Below are 22,787 nucleotides of genomic sequence, written 5' to 3' on the forward strand. Positions count from 1 at the left end.
GGCGGCCGGCGCGGCCCCGCTCCCCTCAGCCCAGGCCGAGCAGGGTGCGGAGGTGGCGCGGTGAGGGCGAGCCGTGGGCCAGCACGGTGTCGTGGATCTCGCGGCGCGACGCCTGGGGGCGGGCGGTGCGCAGGTCGCGCACGATCTGGGAGACCTCCTGGTAGCCGACGTAGTAGGTGGCCAGTTGGGCGCTGGTGAGCTGGGCGCGGCGCCACTTGCCCGCGGCCTCGCCCTCCTCCTGGTGGCCGCGCTCGGTGAGCAGGGCCATGGCCTCGGCCTCGGTCATGCCGTGGGCGTGCACCCGCACGTCGAGGATGGCGTTGATGATCATCCGCAGCCGGGTCTTGAGCTGCATGAGCCGCAGCCGCCGGTTGAGCGCCGGGTCCTCCGACCAGCCCAGTTCGGCCATGGCCTCCTCGGCGTAGACGGCCCACCCCTCCACGAAGGTGCCGCTGAGCAGGGCGCGGCGCAGCCGGGTGCCGCCGGTGTAGGCGGCGGCGTGGGCGAGTTGCAGCGCATGGCCGGGCACGCCCTCGTGGATCATGAGTTCGCGCAGCATGTCGGCGTTGTACTCGCGGTAGAACGACGCGCGGCGCTCGGCGGGCCAGTCGTCGGGCGGCGGGGCCACCGCGATGAGGGTGGGCCGGTCGGGGGTGGGCGAGAGCGGGCCGGGCGGGTCGCAGTAGGCCACGGCCATGCCGCGCCGGGACTCGGGCATGGGGATGACCCGCACGGGGTGGTCGGGCACCGTGGCGAAGTCCAGTTCGCGGGTGCGGGCGTAGAGGTGCGCCAGGATCTCCTCGCAGCCGGGGCGGATGGTGTGCTCGTCTGTGGCGCTCTCGGCGGCGATGCGGTCGAGGACCTCGCGGACCTGGCCGGGGCGGGCGGGCGCGCCGGCGAACTCGGCGGCGGCCTCGGCCATGGCCTCCTCGGTGGCCAGCAGGTCGCTTTCGGCGCGGGTGAGCAGGGCGTCCTGGCTCAGTTCGGAGTCGAGGGTGTACCAGAGCCGGGCGGCGTGGTCGCGGGCGCCCAGGCGGGGGTCGGCGTTGGCGGCCTCGGCGCGCGCGGCCAGCCACGCGGCGTGCTCCTCCAGCGCCGCGGCGGCGGCCCGCCGGGCGGGGTCGACGTCGCCGCGCGCGCCGGGTGCCTGCTCCAGGAGGGCGTCGACGGGGCCGCCGAGGAGGCCGGCGACGCCGCGCGCCTGGGCGGCGGCGGTCTGCACGTGGACCTTGGGCATGCCGGGGCCCTCGTCGAGGCGGGCGCGCGCGGTGGCCAGGAAGTCGGGGACGGCGCGGCAGCGGGCGGCCAGCGCGGTCAGCCGCTCCTCGGCGGGCAGGTCCTCGCCGGCGACGAGGCTGTAGAGGGCGTCGCCGGGGAGCTGGTCGAGGGGGTCCCAGGTCTGCGGGCGCAGCTCGGTGAGCTGCCACAGGTCAGCCGACAGGCGGTTGCGCAGCATCTCCAGGTCGACCCGGTCGGCGGCCGGCAGCAGCAGGTCGTCGATCTGGTCGAGGGCGCCCAGCGCGTCGGTGATCACGCCGGCGCGGCGGGCGTCGCCCTCGGCGGAGTGGTCGCTGAGGCGGTCGGCGTAGCGGTGGTCCCCGAGGTCATCGGCCCATTCCGGCGACTCGGCGAGCAGCGCGTCGAGGATGCGCTCGCCGACCTCGTGGAAGCGGTCGGTCATGGCGTTGGCGCCGGGGTCGGGCTGGCCGTGGGCAGGATGTGAAGTCATCGCCTGCCATCTTGCCCGGTCGCCGCTCCCCGCGCACCCCGGTTGGCGGGGTCGGGTGGATCCGTTCGGCGTGGTATCCATGGCGCCAGGCGAACGAGGTGAGGAGGCGGCCGTGGAAGCGCTGCGCGTGGTGGATCTGAGCCGGAGCATCGGACCCGACACCCAGCCCTACCCGGGCGACGACCCGCCGGTGCTGGAGGAGGCCGCCGTGCTGGCCGAGCACGGCTACACCTCCACGCGGGTGCACATGGGCTCCCACAACGGGACCCACGCCGACGCGCCGTTCCACTTCCTGGCCGACGGGCCGCGGCTGGAGGAGCTGCCGCTGGAGCTGTTCGTGTGCCCGGCGGTGGTGGTCGACGTGACCGGCCGGCCCGACCGCTCCCCCATCACCGCCGCCGACCTGGCGCCGTGGGCGGCGCGGCTGGGGCCGGGCACCGCGGTGCTGGTGCGCACCGGGTGGGCGGCGCACTACGGCACCGACCGGTACTTCGACCACCCCTACCTGGACGGGTCGGCGGCCCGCCTGCTCACCGGGGCGGGCGTGCGCACGGTGGGGCTGGACGCGCCCAGCCCCGACCCCACGCCGCGCCCCGGGGACCCCGAACCGGACTGGGCGGCGCACCTGGCGGTGCTGGGCGCCGGCGGCACCGTCGTGGAGAACCTGTGCCGCCTGGAGGAGGTGAACTTCGCCGACCCGCTGTTCTGCGCGCTGCCGATCCGGCTGGCCAGCGGCGACGGCGCCCCGGTGCGCGCGGTGGCGGTGCGCACCGGCTGAGGCGGGCGCGCGCGGGCCCCGCGCGGCGCGCGGGCGCTCCGGCGGGTGCCCCGCCGGGGCTCAGCGCCCGGTGCGGGCCGCGGTCCGGGGCCGGTCCGGTGCGGACCGGGCCTGGCCCCGGATCAGCGCCAGGAGCCCTGGCCGCCGGTGGAGGTGGGCTGCTGGCCGGCGCCGCCGGTGTCGCCCACGTTGATGGCGTGCTCCACCAGGGTGATCAGCGTGGCCTTGGTCGAGGTGCGGTCGCGCGCGTCGACCTGCACGATGGGGATGTCGGGGCTGAGGGTGAGCGCGTCGCGGACCTCCTCGGCGGCGTGGGGGTAGTAGCCGTCGAACCCGTTGATGCCCACGATGAACGGCAGCCGCGCCTCTTCGAAGTAGTCGATGGCGGGGAAGCAGTCGGCCAGGCGGCGGGTGTCGACCAGCACCACGGCGCCGATCGCGCCCTTGACCAGGTCGTCCCACATGAACCAGAAGCGGTGCTGGCCGGGGGTGCCGAACAGGTAGAGGATGAGGTCGGAGTCCAGCGAGACGCGGCCGAAGTCCATGGCCACGGTGGTGGTCTGCTTGTCCGGCGTCTTGGCGAGGTCGTCCACGCCCACGCTGGCGCTGGTCATGACCGCTTCGGTGGTCAGCGGCACGATCTCGGAGACGGAGCCGACGAATGTCGTCTTGCCGACACCGAAGCCTCCGGCGACGACGATCTTGACCGACGTCATCGCACTCGCCGCAGCAGCGCCCTCGTCGGCCGCGCTAGAGCTTGCGAAGTCCACTGAGCACCCTTTCAAGAAGGTTGGCGTTGGGCCGGCTGTCGGCGTTGATCGACGACCTGATCTGGAGCAGTCCCTGTTCGGACATGTCGGCGACCAGCACCCTGGCGACTCCCAGCGGGATCCGCAGCAGGGCCGAGATCTCGGCGACGGAGCGCCATTCGCGGCACAGGTCGCTGATGGCCTGGCACTCGGGGGTGAGGGTCCCCGACTCGTTGCGCGCGGTGGCCGTGGAGGAGATAAGGGTCTCCAGCGGCAACTGCGACTTGGGTCGGGTGCGGCCCTTGGTGACAGCGTAGGGGCGGACGAGGGAGCTGGGTGCTCCGGCCGCCGCCTGGTCGGCGTGTTGATGGGGGGATCGTGGAAGGTCCGCGCCGCCCGGCCCGGCCGCGAGCGGCCTGGAGGAGCCGGGGGGAAGCTGCCCGAACCACGACCCGGCGTCTCGGCTGTGAGGTGCCACCACTTCCTCCTGTCGGTGGTGGGTCAGTGGATTCCCGAGGTGCGCGCCGCCGGGGTCAGCGCGCGACCGGCCCGTTCGACGAGCAGGGTCATCTCGTAGGCGACCAGGCCGAGGTCGCACTCGGCGGCCGCCAGTACGGCAAGGCAGGAGCCGTCGCTGATCGACATGATCAGCAGGAGCCCGCGCTCCATCTCGACCACGGTCTGGGCGACGGCGCCGCCCTCGAAGACGCGCGCGGCGCCCTGGGTGAGGCTGGAGAGGCCCGAGGCGATGGCCGCGAGCTGGTCGGCCCGGTCGGCGGGGAAGCCGGTCGAGGAGGCGAGGGGCAGGCCGTCCGACGACACCACGATCGCGTGTGCGACGTCCGGCACTCGATTCGCGAAGTCAGTGATCAGCCAGTTCAGCTCATTCACCGGTTGATTCATCTGCTCTCCTGTCCATACCGGCCGGGGGAGTGACCGTGGCCCGCGGGCCGGCCGTCGGCCGAGTGGGCTCCTGTAGTGACCTTATTCGAGTGGTTGGTGTCGATCATCACGGTATGCACAAATGGTTCGGTAGATCCTAATCCGTGGCGTTTCCGTGATCCATGCGGACCCGGATGACACGGCCCGCGGGTCGGGGCGCGTCGAGTCGGGGTCCGCTCGGCCGTACTCGCGCGGTTCACTTGTCGTCCTCGCCCGGCTGGCCGCCGAGCTGGCTGCGTCCCTCGCGGACTCCGCGCTGGAATCCGGAGAAGCGGTTGCGGACCCGGTCGGCCGAGCGCGTGGGGATCTGCTTGACGTGCTCGGGCGCGGGAGCGGTTCCGGGAACCAGGTTCGCCTTGGGAACGCGCTTTGGCAACCCCGAGGAGGTCAGTCCGCCGGCGATGGGCTCGGCCGCCGAGCGGGCGGCCTGCCACCCGCGGTCGGCGTCGGAGCGCCACTCGTCCTCGGGCGGGCGCTGGGCGGCGCCGTTGCGGGAGGCGTGGCCGTTGGCGCCGGCCGCACCGCCGGTGCCGCCTGCCGCCCCGCCGGGGGCCGGCGCGGCGGGCGCCGGCCCGTAGCGCCCGGCGTCGGCGGCCGGGGCCTCGCGGCGGGCGCCGTCGGCGGAGCCGTTGTCGGGCGAGAAGCGCGGCAGCGGGCCGGTCTCGGGCTCGGAGGCCGGTCCCCCGCTGCGGCGGCGGAACCAGTTGGACTCGATGGCGTCGAAGATCGGCAGCGCCTCGGAGCTGCTCTCCTCGGGCGAGGGCGGCACCACGGTGTTCTGCCCGGCGCCCGTGCCCCCGTAGCGGCGCGAGATGTAGGCGGTGGAGCCGTAGCCCTCGCGGGTGTCGTGGTCGGCGCTCCACTCGGGCCGGGGCGGCTGCGGGGCGCGCTGGGGCGGGGCGGCCCAGACGCTGTCGCTGGGCAGGGCCGGCGCGGAGTCGCCCTGCCAGGGGCGGCGCTCCTCGGCGTAGGGCTGGGCGGGCGGCTGGGCCGGGGGTGGGGCCTGCCGGTCGTGGGGGCGCGGCGCCTCGGGCTCGGGGCGGCGGGGCTCGCCGCTCCAGCCGGGGGTGTCCCACGGCGAGGGGCCGCGCGGCGGCTCGGGCGCGGGGCGCTCGGGCGCGGGGCGCTCGGGCAGCGGGGGCCGCTCGGTGGCGGGCGGCTCGGCGCGCGGGGCCTCACTCCGGCGCGGCTCGGCCGGCGGCAGCGGGCGGGCGGGCGGGCCGGCGGGCGGGTTGGCCCAGCCGGTCGACCCGGTGGCCCACAGGTCCTCGCCGCTGGGCGGGTGCTCGGCGGGGGCGGCGCTGCCGGAGACGGCGGGCCGGTTGTAGCCGGGTTCGCGCTTGGGCAGGTCGGAGCCGGCCGGGGAGCGGCCGTAGTCGTCGGCGCTCCCCCACACCCCGGGTTCGGGCGGCGCGGGGTTGGCGGCGAAGGCGGCGGCGGCCTCGGCGTAGGTGTCGGGCGCCGAGGGGCCCAGCGCGGGCGGTTCGACGGGGGCCTGCGGCTCCACCGGCGTGATGAGCAGGTCGGGCGGCAGGACGGCCGTGGCGGTGACGCCGCCGTTGTGGGCCTCGGACAGCCACACCCGGATGCCGTGGCGGGCGGCCAGGCGGCTGACCACGAACAGGCCCATGCGGCGGGAGACGCCGACGTCGATGACGGGCGGCTCGGCCAGGCGGGCGTTGGTGGCGGCGATCTCGTCGGGCGGCATGCCGATGCCGCTGTCGGTGACCTCCACCCGCACGCCGCCGTCCTCCAGGACCTGGGCGTTGACCGCCACCTGGGTGTCCTTAGAGGAGAACGCGGTGGCGTTCTCGACCAGCTCGGCCACCAGGTGGATGACGTCGTTGACGGGGCGGCCCAGGACCGAGATGTGGGAGGGGGCGCGCACGTTGACGCGCTCGTACTCGTCGACCTCGGAGATGGCGCCGCGCAGCACGTCCACCAGCGGGACGGGCTGGGCCCACTTGCGGGTGTTGTCCTGCCCCGACAGGACCAGGAGGTTCTCGTTGTTGCGCCGCATGCGGGTGGCGAGGTGGTCGAGCTGGAAGAGGTCGGACAGCCGGTCGGAGTCCTGCTCGCCCTGCTCCAGGCCGTCGATGAGGCGCAACTGCCGCTCCACCAGGGTCTGGCTGCGGCGGGAGAGGTTGACGAACATCGCGTTGACGTTGCTGCGCAGCGCGGCCTCGTCGGAGGCCAGGCGCAGCGCCACGCGGTGGACCTCGTCGAAGGACCGGGCGACCTCGCCGATCTCGTCGCGGGAGGTGACCTCGATGGGGGTGACCTCGACGTCGCCCGGCGCGGAGCTGGACTCCTGCATCCGGGCGATGGCGCCGGGCAGGTCCTCCTCGGCGATGCGCAGGGCGCCCTCGCGCAGCGCGCGCAGCGGGCGGACCAGCGAGCGGACCACGATGGAGGTCAGCACGAAGACGGCGATGAGGACGGCCAGCACCAGCGCGGTGTCCAGCAGCGCCAGGTTGAACGCGCCCGAGCGCAGCCCGTCGGCCTGGGTGCGCACCGAGGAGGCCAGGGTGCTCTCCAGGTCGTGCATGCGGTCCAGGGTGCCGTCCAGGGCGTCCTGGTAGTCCTGCGGCGTGGAGTCCTGCATCACGCTGGTGATGTCCTGGCTGTCGCGGGCCCGCATCACCGCCCGCAGCCGCATGGTGTCGACCTGGCTGACCTCGGCGCCGGCGTACATCTCCTCGTACAACTGGGCCTGCTGGGTGGTGGCGCTGTCGCGGAAGTTCTCGCGCTCGTGCTCGAAGCCGGCGCGGCTGTCCTCGATCTCGGAGCGGATGCCGTTGGACATCGTGCCGGTGCTCAGCGAGTGCAGCATGAGGGCGCCCTCGTAGGACAGCTCCTCGCGGGCGTTGGCCAGGGCGGTGAGGGCGCGGACGCTCTCGCGCAGCTCGGTGTCGCTGGTGGCCTCGGCGATGATCTGGGTGAAGTCGGCGAGGGAGCCGATGACCTGCCGGTACTTGGTCACCATGGACAGCACCGAGGTGCGGGTGGACTGCACCTCGGTGCGCACGGTGTCGAGGTTGCCCAGGCTGCCCTGGAGCCCCTGGAGCCGGTTGGCGGCGAGCTGGGTGCCGGGGTCGCCCAGGCCGTCGATGAGGTTGCGGACCTCCTGCTCGGCCTGGCGGCTCTCCTGGATCTGCTCCTGGAGGGCGTCGAGCTTCTGCTGGGAGCGCTCGTCGGGGTCGACGTTGTCGGCGATGTAGGCCGCGGAGTACACCCGCTCGCGGCCCAGTTCGTCGCCGAGGTGGACCATCGACTCGGTGAGGGCCGCCATCTGCTCGATGCGGTCGTGGGTGACGGTGTTGACGATGCTCTCGGAGATCCGCAGCCCGCCCAGGACGAGCGCCGCCGCGGTCGGGATGACGATCAGAGCGATCAGTCGGGGGCGCACCCGCCATTCGCGCGGCGCCCACCAGCGCGCACGGGGCTCGGCGGCCGTGACGGCGCTGTCGGCCTCATGAGGCGCGCCCCGGGAGGCGCCGCCTGCGTCATCTGTCGCTCGTGTCGGCACGGACCCTCGCAACCTTTCGTGTCCACCGCCTCAGCTACCGGATGTTGGTCCCCATGAGGTGGTACCGGATCCGAAAGAGACCGTACGGGACCCTCGGTGATAGGCGCCAGAGCGGGCCTGCCGTGTTCGGCCGCCGGCGCGGAAAAGGTGGGGTTCCGCGCTGGACGCTGCCTCAGGGGGAGTGAAGAGGCGTTGTGCACCATAAACCAAAAATGGTGCACGTGAGGTGGATAGCGTATCAATCCGCGCAGACGCCTCGCGGCTGGCGATCGTCCCCGTCGTCCGGCGCCGTGGGTGCGGCAGGGCTCGGCAGGAGGCGCCCGCGCCCTCGGCGAGCCCGCGACCACGGCGCCTGCGCCCCCTACCCCGCCACCCGCATCACATTCATAACTTTTGGAACACGCCGGGAGGCTTCGGTGAAGACCCCTGTTCAGCGTGTCACCGTTGCAGGTGAGACGCATGTTGGGGGGAGCGCCCGTGAACCCGGTTCCGCCTGCCGCCGCCCGCCCCGGCCGCGCGCGCCGCGCCGCCGCGCTGGGGCTGTGCCTGGCCGCCGTCCTGTCCGCCGCCGCCCACGCCCACCCGCCGGCCGGGGCGACGGAGGCGCGGGGCGCCTCCGGCCGCCCGGAGTCCTCGGCGGCCGAGCTGACCAGCCGGCTGGCGGCGGTCCGCGCCCGGCTGGACGACCTCCAGGCCGACGCCGACGCCGCCGTGCTGGACTACGCCGAGGCCGCCGACCGGCTGGCCGAGGCCCGCTCCGACAGCGAGTCGGCCCGCCGCGCCGCCGACCGCGCGGCCGGGCGCGGCGAGGACGCCCGGGATGACGCCGCCCGCTACGCGGCGGCGGCCTACAAGGGCGCCGAACTCGGCCCGGCCGCGGCCTGGAGCACGGCCCGCGGCCCCCAGGAGGTCCTCGACCGCTCGGCCTACCTCGCGGTGGTGGGCGGGCGCCGCGCCGACACCGTGGCCACCGCCGGCGCCGCGAGCACGGTCGCCCAGACCCTCGCCGAGCGGGCGGAGGAGGCCGAGGAGGAGCGGGCCGACGCCGCCGAGGAGGCGCGCGAGGCCCGCGACGCCGCGCTGGAGGCGGTCGCCGGCCAGCGCGACGCCCTGGCCGGCGTCATCGCCGAGCAGACCGACCTGGAGCTGCGGCTGGCCCGGGCGGGCGGCACCGCCGGGCAGCCCGAGGAGACGCGCGCGGCCGCGCTGGAGCGGGCCTCGGCGGCCGCCTCGGCCGGGGCGGGCCCGGCCTCCTCCGCGGCGGCCGGGGAGCCCTGCACCGCCTCGGGCGCCGCCGACCACCCCAACGGACGCATCCCCGAGTCGGCGCTGTGCCCCCTCCCCCAGCCCGGCGAGATGCTGCGGGCCGACGCCGCCGCCGCGTTCATCCGCCTGGACGGGGAGTTCCGGGAGCGGTTCGGCCGGCCGATGTGCGTCACCGACTCCTACCGGCCCTACGCCGAGCAGGTGCGGCTGTTCCACGAGAAGGAGGCGGGCATGGCCGCCGATCCGGGCACCAGCACCCACGGGCGGGGCATCGCCGTGGACCTGTGCGGCGGGGTCGAGGAGCACGGCTCGCCCGAGCACGCCTGGATGCTGCGCACCGCGCCCCAGCACGGCTGGCACAACCCCGAGTGGGCGCGCGGCGGGTTCGAGCCCTGGCACTGGGAGTACACCGGCTGACCCGGCGCCCGGCGCACCGGCGCCGGGGGGCTCAGCCGCCCGCGCCCACGCGGACCTCGAACTCCCCCAGCGCGCCGCCGTCCACGAACAGCTCCTCGCCGGCCTCCAGCGGCCGGGTGCGCGCCGGCAGCACCGCCGCCGCCACCGCGCCGGGCGCGCCCGAGGCCCACGCCAGACCGCCGTCCACGGCGGCCGCCGCCAGCTCGGTGTCCTCCACTCCGGCGGTCACCCGCAGCGGCGCGCCGCCCGCCTCCTCGGGGGTGACCACGGCCGGGCCGGTGGTCAGCGCCACCTGGCGGCCCTCGGGGGTGCTCCACAGGCAGGCGGGGGCGTAGCCGGTGTGCCGCCCGCCGGCGTCGAACAGGGCCAGCACGCCCACGTCGGCGACCAGGGTGTCGGCGCCCGGCGGCAGGGCGATCCCGTCGTCGGTGCCGCGCACCAGGGCGGGGTCGAGGTCGGTCCAGGCGTCGCCCACCCGCGCGGGCACCGGGGCGGTGAAGGCGACCGGGGCGCACAGCCGGGTCTCGAACTCCACGATGATCTCCACCGGGGAGTCCAGCGCGGCGCGGTGGGCCGCGGCGAGCGGTTCGGGTCCGCGCTCCAGCAGGGCGGGCAGGGGCTCGGTGCCGGGGTAGCCGAAGACGCAGCCGTCGTCGACCACTCCGGGCCGCTCCAGTCCCCCGCTGGGCGACAGATAGGTGACCCACCGCATGGCGCTCGCTCCCCTCACCGGCGACATCCGCTGTTCACGGTAGCGGCCCCGGGCGGGTGCCCGGCCCGGGGGCGCTCAGCCGGACTCGCGGATGACCAGGTGGGTGTCGAGCATCCGCTCGGTGTGGTCGGCGGTGCCGGGGATCGCGATGTCGGCGAGGATGCGCGCCATCTCCCGGCCCATGCGCTCGGTGGGCTGGTGCACGCTGGTCAGCGGGGGGTCGCTGTGGGGGGCGAAGGGCGAGTCGTCGTAGCCGATCACGGCGACGTCGTCGGGGATGCGCCGCCCGGCGGCCCGCAGCACCCTGAGCACCGCCAGCGCCATGGGGTCGGAGGCCACGAACACCGCGTCGACGTCGGGGGCGGCCTCCAGCACCCGGCGCATGGCGGACTCGCCGCTCTCGTAGCTGAAGTCGCCGCGGGCCACCAGTTCGGGCGCGGGGGGCAGGCCGGCCTCGCGCAGCGCCTGGTGGTAGCCCTCCAGGCGGTCGGCGCCGGCCACCATGTCGGGCGGGCCGGCGACGGTGGCGATGCGCCGGCGCCCGGTCTCGATGAGGCGGCGGGTGGCGGTGTGGGCGCCGCCGACGTTGTCGACGTCCACCGAGTGCACGGGGTGGCGGGTCTGCCAGGAGGGCCGGCCGCCGATCACGAACGGCACCCCGGCCTCGACCAGGCGGTCGGGCAGGGGGTCGTCGGCGTGCAGGGACACCAGCAGCACGCCGTCGACGTGGTGGGCGGTGAGGTAGTCGCCCAGCCGCTCGTACTCCTGGGCCGAGCGCACGGTGGTCAGCAGCAGTTGCAGGCCCATCTCGTTGAGCGCGCTGCTGACCCCCCGCACGATCTGGGCGAAGAACGGCTGGGCGAACAGGCGGTCGTCGGACTCGGCGATCACGAAGGCCACCGTGTCGGTGCGCCGGGTGACCAGGGTGCGGGCGGCGTGGTTGGGGACGTAGCCCAGTTCGGCGATGGCGGTGCGCACCGCCTCGCGCGTGGCCGGACTCACCTGGTCCGAGCCGTTGATGACGCGGGAGACGGTGCCGCGCCCGACCCCCGCGCGCATCGCCACCATCTCCAGCGTCGGCCGCCGGCCCCCGTTCATCGCAACACCTTCCCCATCCCCGCGCACCCGACCGGGTGTCCCTGGGCGCCCGAGCGGGGCGGTCCTCCCCGCCCCGGCGCCCCTACCAGCATTACATCCCCTGCTACACGGCCAGCCCACCCCGCCGGATGACGTCGGCGTACCAGCGCCCGCTGTCCTTGACGCGGCGCCGCTGGGACTCGTAGTCGACGTGGACCAGGCCGAAGCGCTGGGAGTAGCCCCAGGCCCACTCGAAGTTGTCCAGCAGCGACCACACGAAGTAGCCGCGCATGGGCACGCCGGCCTTCAGCGCCTCGTGCACGGTGCGCAGGTGGGCGTCGATGTAGGCGGTGCGCTCGGGGTCGCGCACCCGGTCGTCGGGGCCGACCTCGTCCTCGTAGGCGGCGCCGTTCTCGTGGACGTACATGGGCACCCCGGGGCACTCGGCGGCCAGGCGCACCAGCACCTCGTACAGCCCCGTGGCGTCGATCTCCCAGCCGATGCCGGTGCGCGGCAGCCCCTGGCTGACGAACACCACGTCGTCGCAGCCGACGTAGGCGCCGCTGTCGCCGCCGCTCTCCACGCGGGAGGGGTCGACGCCCTCGCTGGTGGCCGAGACCCAGTGCGGGGTGTAGTAGTTGACGCCCAGGTGGTCCAGCGGCGCGTTGATCGTCGCGAGGTCGCCGTCGCGGACGAACGCGAAGTCGCTGATGTGGGCGAGGTCCTCCAGCATGTCGGCGGGGTAGCTGCCGCGGAACAGCGGCCCGGTGAACACCCGGTTGCGCACGCCGTCGGCGCGGCGGGCCACGGCGATGTCGGCGGGCGAGGTGGTGTAGGGCCGCACGGTGGTCTGGTTGAGGGTGAGGCCCACGCGCCGCCCATCCCCGCCGGGGCCGGCCCCCTCGCGCAGCACCGCCGCCGCCAGGCCGTGGCCCAGCATGAGGTGGTGGGCGGCGGCCAGGGCGGCGGCGGGTTCGCGCCGGCCCGGCGCGTGCACGCCGTCGGCGTAGCCCAGGAACGCCGCGCACCAGGGCTCGTTGAGGGTGGTCCAGTCGCTGACGCGGTCGCCGAAGCGGTCGCGCAGCACCTGGGCGTACTCGGCGAAGCGGTAGGCGGTGTCGCGGTTGGGCCAGCCGCCCTTGTCCTCCAGCGCCTGGGGCAGGTCCCAGTGGTAGAGGGTGGGCCAGGGGGTGATCCCGGCGGCGAGCAGGCCGTCGAGGAGGCGGTCGTAGAAGTCCAGGCCGGCCTGGTTGACCGCGCCGCCGCCCTCGGGCAGGATCCGCGGCCAGGCGACGGAGAACCGGTAGGCGCCGATCCCCAGCTCGCGCATGATCCCGATGTCGTCGGCGTAGCGGCGGTAGTGGTCCACGGCGGGCTCGCCGGTGTCGCCGTTGAGGACCTTGCCGGGGGTGTTGGCGAAGGTGTCCCAGATGCTGGGGCCGCGGCCGTCGGCGGTGGTGCTGCCCTCGATCTGGAAGGAGGCGGTGGAGGCGCCCCACACGAAGTCCGCGGGGAAGCGGACGGCGGCCTCGGTGGCGGGTATCGGTTCGGCGGCGGTGGGCACGTGGGAAAGGGACTGGGTCACGCTTTGATCGCACCTTCCATGATGCGGCCGACGAGCTGGCGGCCGAGCACGACGAAAATGATGAGTAGGGGGAGGGTCGCGAAGGTCGCGCCGGTGAACATCAGGGCGAAGTCGCGCGCGTAGGCGGACTCGTTGAGCTGCTGGATGGAGAACTGGACGGTGGGGTTGCTGGGCGACAGCACGGCCAGCGCCCAGATGAACTCGTTCCAGGTCTGCATGAAGGTCAGCAGGCCCAGCACCACCATGGCCGGGCGCAGGGCGGGCAGCACGATGCTCCAGTAGATGCGGAAGGTGGAGCAGCCGTCGATGCGCGCCGCCTCGATCAGCTCGTCGGGGATGGTCTGGGTGACGTACTGGCGCATCATGAACACGCCGAAGCCGCTGACCATGAACGGCACGATCACCGACTGGAGTTCGCCGCGCCAGCCGAACCACTCCATGAGGATCAGCAGCGGCACCAGCCCGATCTGCACGGGCACGGCCATGGTGACCACGACCGCGACGGTGGCCACCGTGCGGCCCTTGAAGTTCAGCTTGGCCAGCGCGAACCCGGCCAGGGAGCAGAAGAACACCACCGACACCGCCACCGTGGTGGAGGCGATGAGGGAGTTGAGCAGGCCGGTGGTGAAGTTGGCCGAGGGGTTCTCGAACAGGCGCACGATGTTGGCGCCGAAGTTGGGGCCGGGCAGCAGGGCCGGCGGGAACTGGCTGGCGGCGGTGGTGGTGCGGGTGGCGATGACGAACATCCACCACAGCGGGAACACCGACAGCACCAGGGTGAGCAGCAGCGCGAAGTAGGTCAGGGGGGTGGCCTGGCGCATCCGGCGCAGGGAGCCGGGGCGCCGGTTGGCCCGCCTGCGGTGCTGGGCGGGCCGCTGCGTGGAGGCGGGCCGCACAGTGGTCGCCGTCATTCCGCACCTCGAATCCGGCTGGTGATCCACGTGTTGATGAGGCCGAGCACCACGACGAGCAGGAACAGCACCCACGAGACCGCCGCGGCGTAGCCGTAGTTCTGGTAGGTGAAGACCTCTTCGAAGACGAGCATCATGACCGTCTGGAACTGGCCCTGGGTGCCGCCGCCGTAGCCGGCGCTGTTGTCGAAGATGGCGGGCTCGGTGAAGAGCTGCATCTGGCCGATGGTCGAGATGATCACCGTGAAGACAATGGTGGGCCGCAGCAGCGGGATGGTGATCTGCCAGAACTGGCGCATCCGCGAGGCGCCGTCGAGGTCGGCCGCCTCGTAGACGTCCTTGGGGATCGACTGCATGGCGGCCAGGTAGATGAGCGCGTTGTAGCCGGTCCAGCGCCAGTCGATCATGACGGCGATCGCGGTCCAGGCGGCGTAGCGGTCGCCGTGCCAGGCGATCGGCTCCAGGCCCACCGCGGCCAGCAACTGGTTGATGAGGCCGAACTGCTCACCGCCGAACAGCGTGCTGAACACGATGGCCAGCGCGGCGATGGAGGTGATGTAGGGCAGGATCATCGTCATCCGGAACAGGTTGGCGAACCTGATGCGCCGGTTGAGCGTGTCGGCCAGCAGCAGCGCGAGCAGAAGCTGCGGTACGACCGCCAGGACGAAGATGCCCATCGTGTTGTAGAGGGCGTTCCAGAAGACGGGGTCGGTCACCAGGCGGGCGTAGTTGTCCAGGCCCGCCCAGCCCTCGTTGCCGCCGATCAGGCTCCAGTCGTGCAGGGAGACCCAGACCGTGTAGAGCAGGGGGAACAGCCCGAAGACCCCGAACAGCAGGAAGAACGGGGCGATGAACGCGTAGGGGGAGGCGCGTACGTCAAGGCGGCTCCACATCAGTCGGCGGCGCGCACGCGCCTGCCGCCGCGGGTCGCGGTCCTGGGTGCGGGCGCCCCCGTCAACGCGCCCTGGGGGGCGTGACGGCGGGGCGCCGTGCTGGAGGGAGGTCACGTCGCGCTCCTTTCAGATGTCTTGGCGTGCATGGGTGCGGCCAGCGAGAAAGGCGGCCCGGCCTGGTGGTGAGGGGGCGTGCTCACCACCGGAGGGGAGAGGCCGGGCCGCCGTGCCGGGAGGGGCTAGCGCTCGCCGGTGGCGCGCTGGGCTTCCTCGATCGCGTTGTCCCAGCCCTCGTCGGGCTCGGCCTGGCCCTGCTCGACGGACTCAAGGGCCTGGCGGAACGCGTCGTCGATCGCCTGCATGTCGGGGCCGTAGTAGACCGGCTCCAGCTCCAGGGCGGTGGCGCTGTAGATCTCGCCGACGGGGGCGTCGTTGAAGTAGGGGCGGGTGAACTGGGTCACCTCGTCGCTCTCCAGCGCCTCGGGCGAGGACGGCAGCACGTTGGCCTCCTCCCAGGTGCTGAGCTGGCCTTCGGGGCTGGTCAGGAACTTGGCCAGCTCGGCGGCCTCCTCGGGGTGCTCGCTCTGCGCGGGGACCGCGAGGAAGGAGCCGCCCCAGTTGCCGCCCTCACCGGGGACGTCGGCGACGTTCCACTGGCCCTCGCCCTCCTCGCCGGCGGTGCTCTCGATGTGGCCGAGCATCCAGGCGGGGCAGGGCAGGGTGGCGAACGCGTTGTTCTGGATGCCGGCGTTCCACTCCTCCGACCAGATCGGCAGGCTGGCCGACAGGCCGGCGTCGGCCATGGCGGTCACCGTGTCGTAGGCCTCGCGGGTGGAGTCGGTCTGCTCCACGACCAGGTCGCCCTCGCGGTTCTGGAAGGGCTCACCGCCCTGCTGGGCGACCACCGAGCGGAAGTAGGGCTGGATGGTCGAGACGAAGGAGGCGCCGGTGTCGGCCTCGGTGAACTCCTCGCCGGTGGAGATGAAGTCGTCCCAGGTCGGCCACAGCTCGCTGACCTCGTCGGGCTCGGTGGGCAGGCCGGCGTCCTCGAAGAGGGGGACGTTGTAGCACATGCCCATACTGCCGATGTCGGTGCCCAGGCCGATGAGCTGGCCGTCGGCGGCGTGGCCCTGCTCCCACTTCCAGCCCAGGAAGTTGTCCTCCAGCTCGGCGCCGCCGTGGTCGTTGAGGTCCACGAACTGGTCGGGCTGGGCGAGGAACTGGGCGATGTTGCCCTCTTCGATGGCGACCACGTCGCCCGCGCCGCTGCCCGCCGCGATGTTCTGCTGGAGCTGCGGGGTGTAGTTGGCGAGGTCGGTGACGTTGCGCTCTTCGATCGTGATGTTGGGGTGCTCTTCTTCGTACTGCTCGATGAGAGCGTCGTAGCCCATCACGCCGAACGTGTCGAGGACGAGGGTGATCTCGCCGTCCTCCTCGCCGCCGCCTCCGCCGCACGCGGTGGCCATGAGCAGCGCTCCGCCGCCCAGCATCGCGGCGGCCACTCTGGCACCGCGCCTACGCTTTGACATGGTTGCGACCCCTTACGTCACGAGGAATACCTGTTGACCGCGACCCCGTACCCCCTTCTTGGGAGCGCTCCCACAAGACAAGCCCCATCACCCGCCGCAGTCAATGCCCGGACACACTGACGAAATTCAACCGTTACCCGCAGGGCCCCTTCCGCCGCACCGCCGCCGGGCGGGGCAACCGGCGAAAACACGGCGGGGGGGGGGGGGCGCCCCCCCCCCCCCCCCCCCCCCCCCGCCAGGGTACGACCGTGACCTGCGTCGACGTAACCCCCCGAAGGGGGCGCGGTCAGGACTCGCCGCCGCCCTCCAGGGGCAGCACGACGCCGTCCCACTCCTCCTCCATGAAGGTGCGGACCTCGTCGCTGTGCAGCAGCTCGTCGAGCTTGGCAATGCTCTCGTCATCTTCGTGGCCCGCGGGGACCACCAGGCCGTTGCCGTAGGGGCTGCCCTCGGTCTCCTCCCAGGCAAGCGCGTTGGCCGACTCCGCCAGCCCGGCCTCCAGGGCGAAGTTGCCGTTGACCACGGCGGCGTCGACGTCGGCCAGCGAGCGCGGGAGCTGGGCGGCGTCCACCGGCACCAGCTCGACGTCCTTGGGGTTCTCCTCGATGTCGCCCTCGCCGGCGGTCTCGCCCGCGCCCTCGGCCAGGGTGATGATGCCTTCGGCGTCGAGCAGGTTCAGCGCGCGGCCCATGTTGGAGGCGTCGCTGGGCACCGCGATCTCGGCGCCGCGCTCGATGCCGCCGACCTCCTCCAGCGTCTCGGAGTACAGCCCGAACGCCTCCAGGTGGACGTCGGAGACCCAGGTCAGGTCGGCGTCGGGGTTGCCGTCCTCGTAGTCGGCCAAAAACGGCTTGGTCTGGAAGTAGTTGGCGTCGATCTCGCCCTCGGCCAGCGCCGCGTTGGGCTGGTTGTAGTCGGTGAACTCCACGATCTCGATGTCGAGCCCGGCGTCGGCGGCCAGCTCCTCCTGCACGAAGCGCAGCACCTCGGCGTGGGGCACCGGGGTGGCGCCGACGCGGACGGTGGTGCGGTCGCCGCCGCCGGAGTCCTCCTCGGCCGCCTGCTCGCTGGGGCTCCCGCACGCGCTCAGCCCCACGGCCAGGGCGGCGGCGCCCAGGACTCCGGAGATCTTTCGCAGCTCGGTGTTCATGGTTCCTTCTTCACATGGGGTCGTGGTGCCGGGTCGGCACCGGGGACGGCGGGGGGCGGGAGCGGGGGGCGGCCGCGCGGGTTAGGGTGGAGCGGCGGGGGGTGCTAGCGGTGGGAGATCCGGCGGATCACGAGGTCGCCCAGGGACTGGGCGGCCTGCACCACGACCACCAGCAGCACCACCGTGGCCCACAGGTAGAGGTCGTCGAAGCGCTGGTAGCCCTCGCGGATGGCGATGTCGCCCAGCCCGCCGCCGCCGATGGCGCCGGCCATGGCGGAGTAGGACACCAGCGTCACCAGGGTCATGACCAGGCCGGCGACCAGGCCGGGCAGGGCCTCGGGCAGCAGCACCTTGGCCACGATGGTCGGCTTGCCCGCGCCCATGGCGTGCGCGGCCTCGACCACGCCCCGGTCCACCTCGCGCACGGCGGTCTCCACCAGCCGGGCGAAGAAGGGGATCGCGCCGATACTCAGCGGCACGATCGCGGCCGTGGGGCCCAGGGTGGTACCGGTGAGCAGCCGGGTCAGCGACAGCACCGCCACCATGAGGACGATAAAGGGCAGCGAGCGCCCCACGTTGACGATGCCGCTGAGCACGGCGCGCAGCACCGGGGCGGGGGTGAGGCCGCCGCGGTCGGTGGTCACCAGCAGCACGCCCAGGGGCAGCCCGCCCAGCACCGCGAACAGCGCCGACCACACCACCATGTAGACGGTGTCCAGGGTGCCCAGCCACAGCTCGGGCGCCATCTCGGGCCAGCGCCGGGCGATCTCCTCCAGCAGTGCGGTCATCGCGCGGCCTCCACGAGCAGTCCCTTTCCGTCCAGCCAGGCCAGGGCGTCGGCCCGGCGGGCGCCGCTGACGCGCACGGCCAGCCGGCCCACCGCGTGGCCCGACACCTCCTCGATCGCGCCGCCCAGGACGTTGACGTCCACGTCGTAGCGCCGTGTCAGCTCCGACATCAGCGGCTCGTCGTAGGAGCGGGTGTAGGTGAGGTGCACGGCGTCGGGGTGGTCGACGGCCGGCAGCGGGAACAGCGAGCGGGCCAGCAGGGAGCCGGGCCGGCCGATGAGGTCGATGACACGGCCCGACTCCCGCACGGTGCCGTCGGTGAGGATCGCGGCGGAGTCGCACACCCGCTTGATCACGTCCATCTCGTGGGTGATCAGCAGGATGGTCAGGCCCAGTTCGCGGTTGAGCCCCCGCAGCAGGTCGAGGATGGACTCGGTGGTGGCGGGGTCCAGCGCCGAGGTGGCCTCGTCGCTGAGCAGCACGCTGGGGTTGGAGGCCAGCGCGCGGGCGATCCCCACCCGCTGCTTCTGGCCGCCGGAGAGCTGGGCGGGGTAGGCGCGCGCCTTGTCCGACAGCCCGACCAGCTCCAGCAGCTCGCCCACCCGGCGGCGGCGCTCGGCGCGGTCGGTGCCGGCGACCTCCAGGGGGAAGGCGACGTTGCCGGCGACGGTCCGCGAGGACAGCAGGGCGAAGTGCTGGTGCACCATGCCGATGCGCCGGCGCGCGGCGCGCAGGCGGGGGCCGCGCAGCGCGGTCAGCTCGGTGCCGTCGACCGTGACGGTGCCCAAGGTGGGCCGCTCCAGCAGGTTGACGCAGCGCAGCAGGGTGCTCTTGCCGGCGCCGCTCTGGCCCACGACGCCGTAGACCTCGCCCTGCTCGACGCGCAGGTCCACGCCGTCGAGCGCGCGCACCTGGCGTCCCTTCAATCGGTAGACCTTGTGCAGGCCCACAGCCTCAATCACGGGAATCCTCGTCGTTGTCGCACCGCGCGCACGGGTGTGCGCAGGCGGGATGATGGGACCTCGGGGGCGGCGGCCCGGCGCGCCCGGGGTCGGGGGCGCGGCGAGCGGGGTCCGGCGGTCGCGCGCGGCCGAAGGGGGCCGGGGCGCCGGATCGCGCAGGGGGCGAAGACGGTGGAGGGGAGTCCTCAGGGTCCTCAGCCGCTACAGAGCCCGCGCATTCGACAGCGCCGACACGCGCCGCCGACTACGGGTCGGCGGCCGGGGGCGGTGTCGCGGCGGTCTGTCGTGGGCACGTCCTCCAGCTAACCATAGGAGCGGCGCGTTGCCACGCCCCAGCGCCTGGACACGGCGTTAGGTTCGCCACAGGCGCCCCGCCGCGCCCCCGCCGCCCCCCTGGGCACCGGGGCCGCGCCGGCCCCGCCGGGCGCGCCCGCGCCCCCGGCGGGCAGGGGCTTTCCGTACAATCCAAGGGCCGCCAGCGGGCGGCCCGAGCGCGCTCGCGGGCGGCCGATCGATTGGCAAACCCGGTGCGGTGCCCTACCCTGCTGAGGCCCGCGCCCGCGTGTTCCGCGGGTGCTCGCCCGTGCCCGCGCCTTCGACCGCCGCGGCCGCCCCGAGCAACCGACCCCAGCGCGCGGCCCCCTGCTCCGCCCCGGGTCCGCGCGCCAGCCGAGGAGCGAACCCTCGTGGAACCCGACCGATCCGACCGCGCGCGCGACGCCTCCGCCGCCGGCGTCGCCGAACGCGCCGCATCCGCCGATCGGGCTGATCGCGCCGCTGCCGCCGGTCACGCTGACGCGGCCGACTTCGCCGACTTCTGGGCGCCCGACCCCCCGTGCCCGCGCGACCCCGCCGACCGCCTCCCGCTCCACCCCCGCCGGCCCGCCTCCGCCGTCCTGGCGGCGTGCGTCCTGGCCGGGGGGCTGGCCTCCTCCCCCGCGAGCCTGGCCGCGCCGCTGCCCGCCGAGGATCTGGAGGACCTGCGCGCGCGCTCGGACGCCCTGAGCGAGGAGTACCGGGGCGAGCTGCGCGACATGGAGGGCGTCATCGACGCGGCCGAGGACGCCGAGGAGCGCGCCGACGCCACCCGCGAGGAGGTCGAGGACGCCCAGGTGCAGGTGCGCGAACTCGCCGCGGCCAGCTACACCAACGGCGGCATCGACCCCGCCATGGCGATGTTCGTGGAGGACGACCCCCAGGCGATCATCGACCAGGCCCAGTTGGTGGGCCACCTGTCAAACACCAACCAGGACAAGATCGACCGCCTGGAGCAGGCCATCGAGCGCGACGAGAAGGCGCGCGACAACGCCGAGGAGAAGCTGGCGGCCGCCGAGGAGGACCTGGAGGAGCTGGAGGCCCGGCGCTCGGAGGTCCAGGAGCTGATCGCCGACTACCCGGCCCAGGAGATGGGCGGGCAGTACAACCTGACCCCGCGCACCGAGCAGATGCGCGCGCTGGTGATCGAGGAGTTCGGCGAGAGCCCCGACACCGGCGGCGTGGGCTGCTACCGGCCCGTGGGCGGCTGGGTGGTGGGCGAGCACCCCAAGGGCCGCGCCTGCGACTTCATGCTCAACGCCAACGGCGAGATGCCCTCGCAGAAGCAGATCGACCGCGGGTACGCCATCTCCGAGTGGGCGCAGGACAACGCGGAGCGGCTGGGGATCATGTACATCATCTACCGCCAGCAGATCTGGGACGTCCGCCGCGGCGACGAGGGGTGGCGCGACATGTCCGACCGGGGCAGCATCACCGAGAACCACTTCGACCACGTGCACATCTCGATGTTCTAGCCGGGTGAGGGGAGCGCGTCCGCGGCCGGCGGTGAGCGGTCGGCGGGGCGGACGGCCGATGCCCGCTCACGCCGGCCATCCGCCGTCCGCGGCCCTCCCCTGTCTCACCCGCCGGTGAGCAGGGGGCCGTAGAGCACCGACAGGCAGCCGGTGACCAGGGTCAGCACGGCCAGGATCGCGGCGACGAAGACCGCCCAGGCCGTGAACCCGTAGCGCCGCCGGGGCGGGCCGGGAGCGTTCGGCGCACCGGGGGTTTCCGGCACTCCACGGGCGTCGCGCGCGCCGGGGTCGTCGGGCGGGGCGGGGTCGGTGGGGCTCATCTCCGGCCTTCCCACCGCGCGGCCCGTGCGGGGGCCGGGCGGACACCGGGTGGATGGGGTCGCCGTCCACCGTAGCCCGCACCCCTACGCGGCGGCGGGACACCGGTTGCGATAGCGCAACGATCGGCCCGCCCCCACCGCCTCGCGCAGCCCTTACTTGGCCGCCGCACCTCCCCCACCGGGAAACGGAACAACCCGTTCCGACCACGAAACGATGACGATGTTGGCCCTTTCGTCCCGTTCAGGGGGCATGGCGGGGCACACTCGGTAGCTAGGATGCGAACGTCCTGCCCCCCGCTCGGCCTCGCACCGCTGTCGCGGTGCCGCCCGCGCCCATGGGGCGGGGCGACACGTCACGTTCCGCCCGCGCCGCCGCGCCACCGTGCGGCGGAGCGCGACAACGCCCGCGGCCGCCCTCCGGCGGCCCGTGCGCGGCAGGTGGAACCGGAAGCGCGCCGACGCGCGTCTCACAATGCGTTTAAAGCAAAGCTGGCGCGAGGGGAGTCATGAGCGACAACGGACCCTACACACAGCCTCCGCAGTATCCGGAAGGCGAGGGCGGAACCGGCGGGCAGCAGCCGCCCTACGGCGGTGGCTACGGCCAGCCCGGTCCCGATCAGGGTGCCCCCTACTCCGGCCAGCCCTACGGGACGGGCCCCTACCAGTCCCCCCAGGGTCCCCCCGGACCGCAGGGGCCGGGCGGCGGCCCCTACGGCGGCGACCCCAACGCGGGGCAGGGCGGCTACGGCCCCGGCTACGGTCCGCCCAGCGGCCCGCAGTTCCAGCAGCCGGCCGACCAGCAGATGTTCTCCGGCGGCGGCCAGCCGCCCTACGGCCCCGGCCCCATGGACTCCGGCGGCTACCAGCAGCCCCCCAAGAAGAGCAACGCCGGGCTGTTCGTGGTCATCGGCGGCGGCGTGGTCATCGTCGCCCTGGTGATCGCGGTGCTGGTGGTGCTGCTGCGCAACCCGGAGGACCCGCCGCCGGTGGCCGACCCCTCCACGGCGCCCTCCGAGCAGCAGAACACCGAGGCGCCCACCGAGGAGCAGCCCACGGAGCCGGCGGCGGGCGGACCGCCCTACGCCCTGCCCGAGGACCCGTGCAGCGCGATCTCGGAGGGCACGCTGTCGCAGTACGGCATCGAGGACGGCAGCAAGAGCCTCACCGACTCCACCTCGACCTGCAACTGGTACGTCGACGGCGAGGGCGAGACCTACGGCGGCGTCACGCTGACCTACCAGACCCCGTACGCGGGTTCGGACTCCGTCGAGGGCGCCAAGGAGGAGTTCAACACCAACCTGGACTACGTCACCGACGAGAGCGGCAGCTTCAGCGAGCTGGAGGTGCACAACGAGGAGGACGTGGACCTCGGCGACGAGGCCAAGCTGGTGTTCTCCACCGAGGTCATCCTCACCACGCAGGACTCCGTGGCCACGATGCTCATCCGCAAGGAGAACATGAACATCGAGGTGCGCTACTCGCTGTCGCCGGGGCTGAGCGCCACCGAGGACACGCCGGCGCCGCTGGAGTTCTCCGACGTCGAGGACATGATGCACACGCTGGGTTCGGAGGCCCTGGGTCCGGTCGGCGGCTGAGTCCGCCGCCCGCACCACGGGCACCAACGGGCACCATGCGCGGGGGCGCGGCCACTGGCCGCGCC

The 22,787-nt window shown here is 73.8% G+C and carries 19 protein-coding genes; 4 read left to right on the forward strand and 15 right to left on the reverse strand.

The annotated features are described in order from the left end of the window. Nucleotides 1–25: 25 nt before the first annotated feature. Nucleotides 26–1,681 carry a DUF885 domain-containing protein gene (locus LG943_RS23785; protein WP_270074605.1) on the reverse strand — a complete coding sequence of 552 codons (1,656 nt, stop codon included), beginning with the start codon at nucleotides 1,679–1,681 and terminating at the stop codon, nucleotides 26–28. 160 nt (nucleotides 1,682–1,841) lie between these two features. Here LG943_RS23785 and LG943_RS23790 point away from each other — a divergent pair, with 160 nt between their 5' ends. After that, nucleotides 1,842–2,507, forward strand: a complete 666-nt coding sequence (locus tag LG943_RS23790; protein WP_270074589.1) for a cyclase family protein — start codon at nucleotides 1,842–1,844, stop codon at nucleotides 2,505–2,507. A 122-nt stretch (nucleotides 2,508–2,629) separates the two neighbouring features. On the opposite strand, the gene LG943_RS23795 is transcribed toward LG943_RS23790, so the two are convergent. From LG943_RS23795 to LG943_RS23810, 4 genes are all read right to left on the reverse strand, one after another. Further along, nucleotides 2,630–3,223: a GTP-binding protein gene (locus tag LG943_RS23795; RefSeq protein ID WP_270074590.1), complete on the reverse strand. Its 594-nt coding sequence runs from the start codon at nucleotides 3,221–3,223 to the stop codon at nucleotides 2,630–2,632. Between the two features lie 34 nt (nucleotides 3,224–3,257). Then, nucleotides 3,258–3,737 (reverse strand): DUF742 domain-containing protein, encoded by a 480-nt coding sequence (locus LG943_RS23800; RefSeq protein ID WP_270074591.1) that lies wholly within the window; start codon nucleotides 3,735–3,737, stop codon nucleotides 3,258–3,260. Between the two features lie 20 nt (nucleotides 3,738–3,757). Beyond that, on the reverse strand, nucleotides 3,758–4,159 hold the full coding sequence (locus tag LG943_RS23805) for a roadblock/LC7 domain-containing protein (protein WP_179769872.1): 402 nt from the start codon (nucleotides 4,157–4,159) through the stop codon (nucleotides 3,758–3,760). 235 nt (nucleotides 4,160–4,394) lie between these two features. Then, nucleotides 4,395–7,607: a sensor histidine kinase gene (locus LG943_RS23810; RefSeq protein WP_270074592.1), complete on the reverse strand. Its 3,213-nt coding sequence runs from the start codon at nucleotides 7,605–7,607 to the stop codon at nucleotides 4,395–4,397. 597 nt (nucleotides 7,608–8,204) lie between these two features. Between LG943_RS23810 and LG943_RS23815 the strand changes: the two genes are divergently transcribed. After that, nucleotides 8,205–9,410: a M15 family metallopeptidase gene (locus LG943_RS23815; RefSeq protein WP_270074593.1), complete on the forward strand. Its 1,206-nt coding sequence runs from the start codon at nucleotides 8,205–8,207 to the stop codon at nucleotides 9,408–9,410. 31 nt (nucleotides 9,411–9,441) lie between these two features. Here the strand turns inward: LG943_RS23815 and LG943_RS23820 are convergent, their stop codons facing one another. The 9 genes from LG943_RS23820 to LG943_RS23860 form a co-directional block, all read right to left on the reverse strand. Next, the gene (locus LG943_RS23820) at nucleotides 9,442–10,122 is read right to left on the reverse strand and encodes a hypothetical protein (protein ID WP_270074594.1); all 681 of its coding nucleotides are present in this window, start codon (nucleotides 10,120–10,122) and stop codon (nucleotides 9,442–9,444) included. A gap of 75 nt (nucleotides 10,123–10,197) precedes the next feature. Further along, nucleotides 10,198–11,220, reverse strand: a complete 1,023-nt coding sequence (locus LG943_RS23825; protein WP_270074595.1) for a LacI family DNA-binding transcriptional regulator — start codon at nucleotides 11,218–11,220, stop codon at nucleotides 10,198–10,200. Between the two features lie 103 nt (nucleotides 11,221–11,323). Further along, nucleotides 11,324–12,742: a GH1 family beta-glucosidase gene (locus LG943_RS23830; protein ID WP_270074606.1), complete on the reverse strand. Its 1,419-nt coding sequence runs from the start codon at nucleotides 12,740–12,742 to the stop codon at nucleotides 11,324–11,326. A gap of 38 nt (nucleotides 12,743–12,780) precedes the next feature. Beyond that, entirely contained in the window at nucleotides 12,781–13,695 is a 915-nt protein-coding gene (locus LG943_RS23835) for a carbohydrate ABC transporter permease (RefSeq protein WP_270074596.1), read from the reverse strand. Continuing rightward, nucleotides 13,692–14,588, reverse strand: coding sequence for a carbohydrate ABC transporter permease (locus LG943_RS23840; protein ID WP_270074597.1), 897 nt, complete (start codon nucleotides 14,586–14,588; stop codon nucleotides 13,692–13,694). The genes LG943_RS23835 and LG943_RS23840 overlap by 4 nt, the downstream gene beginning before the upstream one ends. Nucleotides 14,589–14,827: 239 nt before the next feature. Then, complete coding sequence (locus LG943_RS23845; protein ID WP_270074598.1) at nucleotides 14,828–16,117, reverse strand: extracellular solute-binding protein; 1,290 nt, start codon at nucleotides 16,115–16,117, stop codon at nucleotides 14,828–14,830. 286 nt (nucleotides 16,118–16,403) lie between these two features. Beyond that, the gene (locus LG943_RS23850) at nucleotides 16,404–17,267 is read right to left on the reverse strand and encodes a MetQ/NlpA family ABC transporter substrate-binding protein (protein WP_270074599.1); all 864 of its coding nucleotides are present in this window, start codon (nucleotides 17,265–17,267) and stop codon (nucleotides 16,404–16,406) included. 104 nt (nucleotides 17,268–17,371) lie between these two features. Then, a complete protein-coding gene (locus LG943_RS23855; protein ID WP_270074600.1) occupies nucleotides 17,372–18,055 on the reverse strand; it encodes a methionine ABC transporter permease in 684 nt (227 codons plus the stop codon). Next, nucleotides 18,052–19,005, reverse strand: coding sequence for a methionine ABC transporter ATP-binding protein (locus tag LG943_RS23860; protein WP_270074607.1), 954 nt, complete (start codon nucleotides 19,003–19,005; stop codon nucleotides 18,052–18,054). The genes LG943_RS23855 and LG943_RS23860 overlap by 4 nt, the downstream gene beginning before the upstream one ends. A 698-nt stretch (nucleotides 19,006–19,703) precedes the next feature. On the opposite strand from LG943_RS23860, the gene LG943_RS23865 reads away from it, so the two are divergent. Continuing rightward, complete coding sequence (locus tag LG943_RS23865; RefSeq protein WP_270074601.1) at nucleotides 19,704–20,807, forward strand: coiled-coil domain-containing protein; 1,104 nt, start codon at nucleotides 19,704–19,706, stop codon at nucleotides 20,805–20,807. Nucleotides 20,808–20,911: 104 nt separating this feature from the next. On the opposite strand, the gene LG943_RS23870 is transcribed toward LG943_RS23865, so the two are convergent. Then, nucleotides 20,912–21,127 carry a hypothetical protein gene (locus tag LG943_RS23870; protein ID WP_270074602.1) on the reverse strand — a complete coding sequence of 72 codons (216 nt, stop codon included), beginning with the start codon at nucleotides 21,125–21,127 and terminating at the stop codon, nucleotides 20,912–20,914. Nucleotides 21,128–21,633: 506 nt separating this feature from the next. On the opposite strand from LG943_RS23870, the gene LG943_RS23875 reads away from it, so the two are divergent. Beyond that, nucleotides 21,634–22,722: a DUF3558 domain-containing protein gene (locus tag LG943_RS23875; protein ID WP_270074603.1), complete on the forward strand. Its 1,089-nt coding sequence runs from the start codon at nucleotides 21,634–21,636 to the stop codon at nucleotides 22,720–22,722. Nucleotides 22,723–22,787 lie beyond the last annotated feature (65 nt).

It is taken from the genome of Streptomonospora mangrovi (assembly GCF_027604915.1).
Classification (GTDB): Bacteria; Actinomycetota; Actinomycetes; order Streptosporangiales; family Streptosporangiaceae; genus Streptomonospora; species Streptomonospora mangrovi.

What these genes read in the sequence shown, in the direction of transcription:
- LG943_RS23870 (WP_270074602.1), bottom strand. Translation starts at nt 21,127, where the DNA reads ATGAGCCCCACCGACCCCGCCCCGCCCGACGACCCCGGCGCGCGCGAC.
- LG943_RS23845 (WP_270074598.1), bottom strand. Translation starts at nt 16,117, where the DNA reads ATGTCAAAGCGTAGGCGCGGTGCCAGAGTGGCCGCCGCGATGCTGGGC.
- LG943_RS23795 (WP_270074590.1), bottom strand. Translation starts at nt 3,223, where the DNA reads ATGACGTCGGTCAAGATCGTCGTCGCCGGAGGCTTCGGTGTCGGCAAG.
- LG943_RS23855 (WP_270074600.1), bottom strand. Translation starts at nt 18,055, where the DNA reads ATGACCGCACTGCTGGAGGAGATCGCCCGGCGCTGGCCCGAGATGGCG.
- LG943_RS23825 (WP_270074595.1), bottom strand. Translation starts at nt 11,220, where the DNA reads ATGAACGGGGGCCGGCGGCCGACGCTGGAGATGGTGGCGATGCGCGCG.
- LG943_RS23820 (WP_270074594.1), bottom strand. Translation starts at nt 10,122, where the DNA reads ATGCGGTGGGTCACCTATCTGTCGCCCAGCGGGGGACTGGAGCGGCCC.
- LG943_RS23805 (WP_179769872.1), bottom strand. Translation starts at nt 4,159, where the DNA reads ATGAATCAACCGGTGAATGAGCTGAACTGGCTGATCACTGACTTCGCG.
- LG943_RS23785 (WP_270074605.1), bottom strand. Translation starts at nt 1,681, where the DNA reads ATGACCGACCGCTTCCACGAGGTCGGCGAGCGCATCCTCGACGCGCTG.
- LG943_RS23835 (WP_270074596.1), bottom strand. Translation starts at nt 13,695, where the DNA reads ATGACGGCGACCACTGTGCGGCCCGCCTCCACGCAGCGGCCCGCCCAG.
- LG943_RS23850 (WP_270074599.1), bottom strand. Translation starts at nt 17,267, where the DNA reads ATGAACACCGAGCTGCGAAAGATCTCCGGAGTCCTGGGCGCCGCCGCC.
- LG943_RS23840 (WP_270074597.1), bottom strand. Translation starts at nt 14,588, where the DNA reads ATGTGGAGCCGCCTTGACGTACGCGCCTCCCCCTACGCGTTCATCGCC.
- LG943_RS23875 (WP_270074603.1), top strand. Translation starts at nt 21,634, where the DNA reads ATGAGCGACAACGGACCCTACACACAGCCTCCGCAGTATCCGGAAGGC.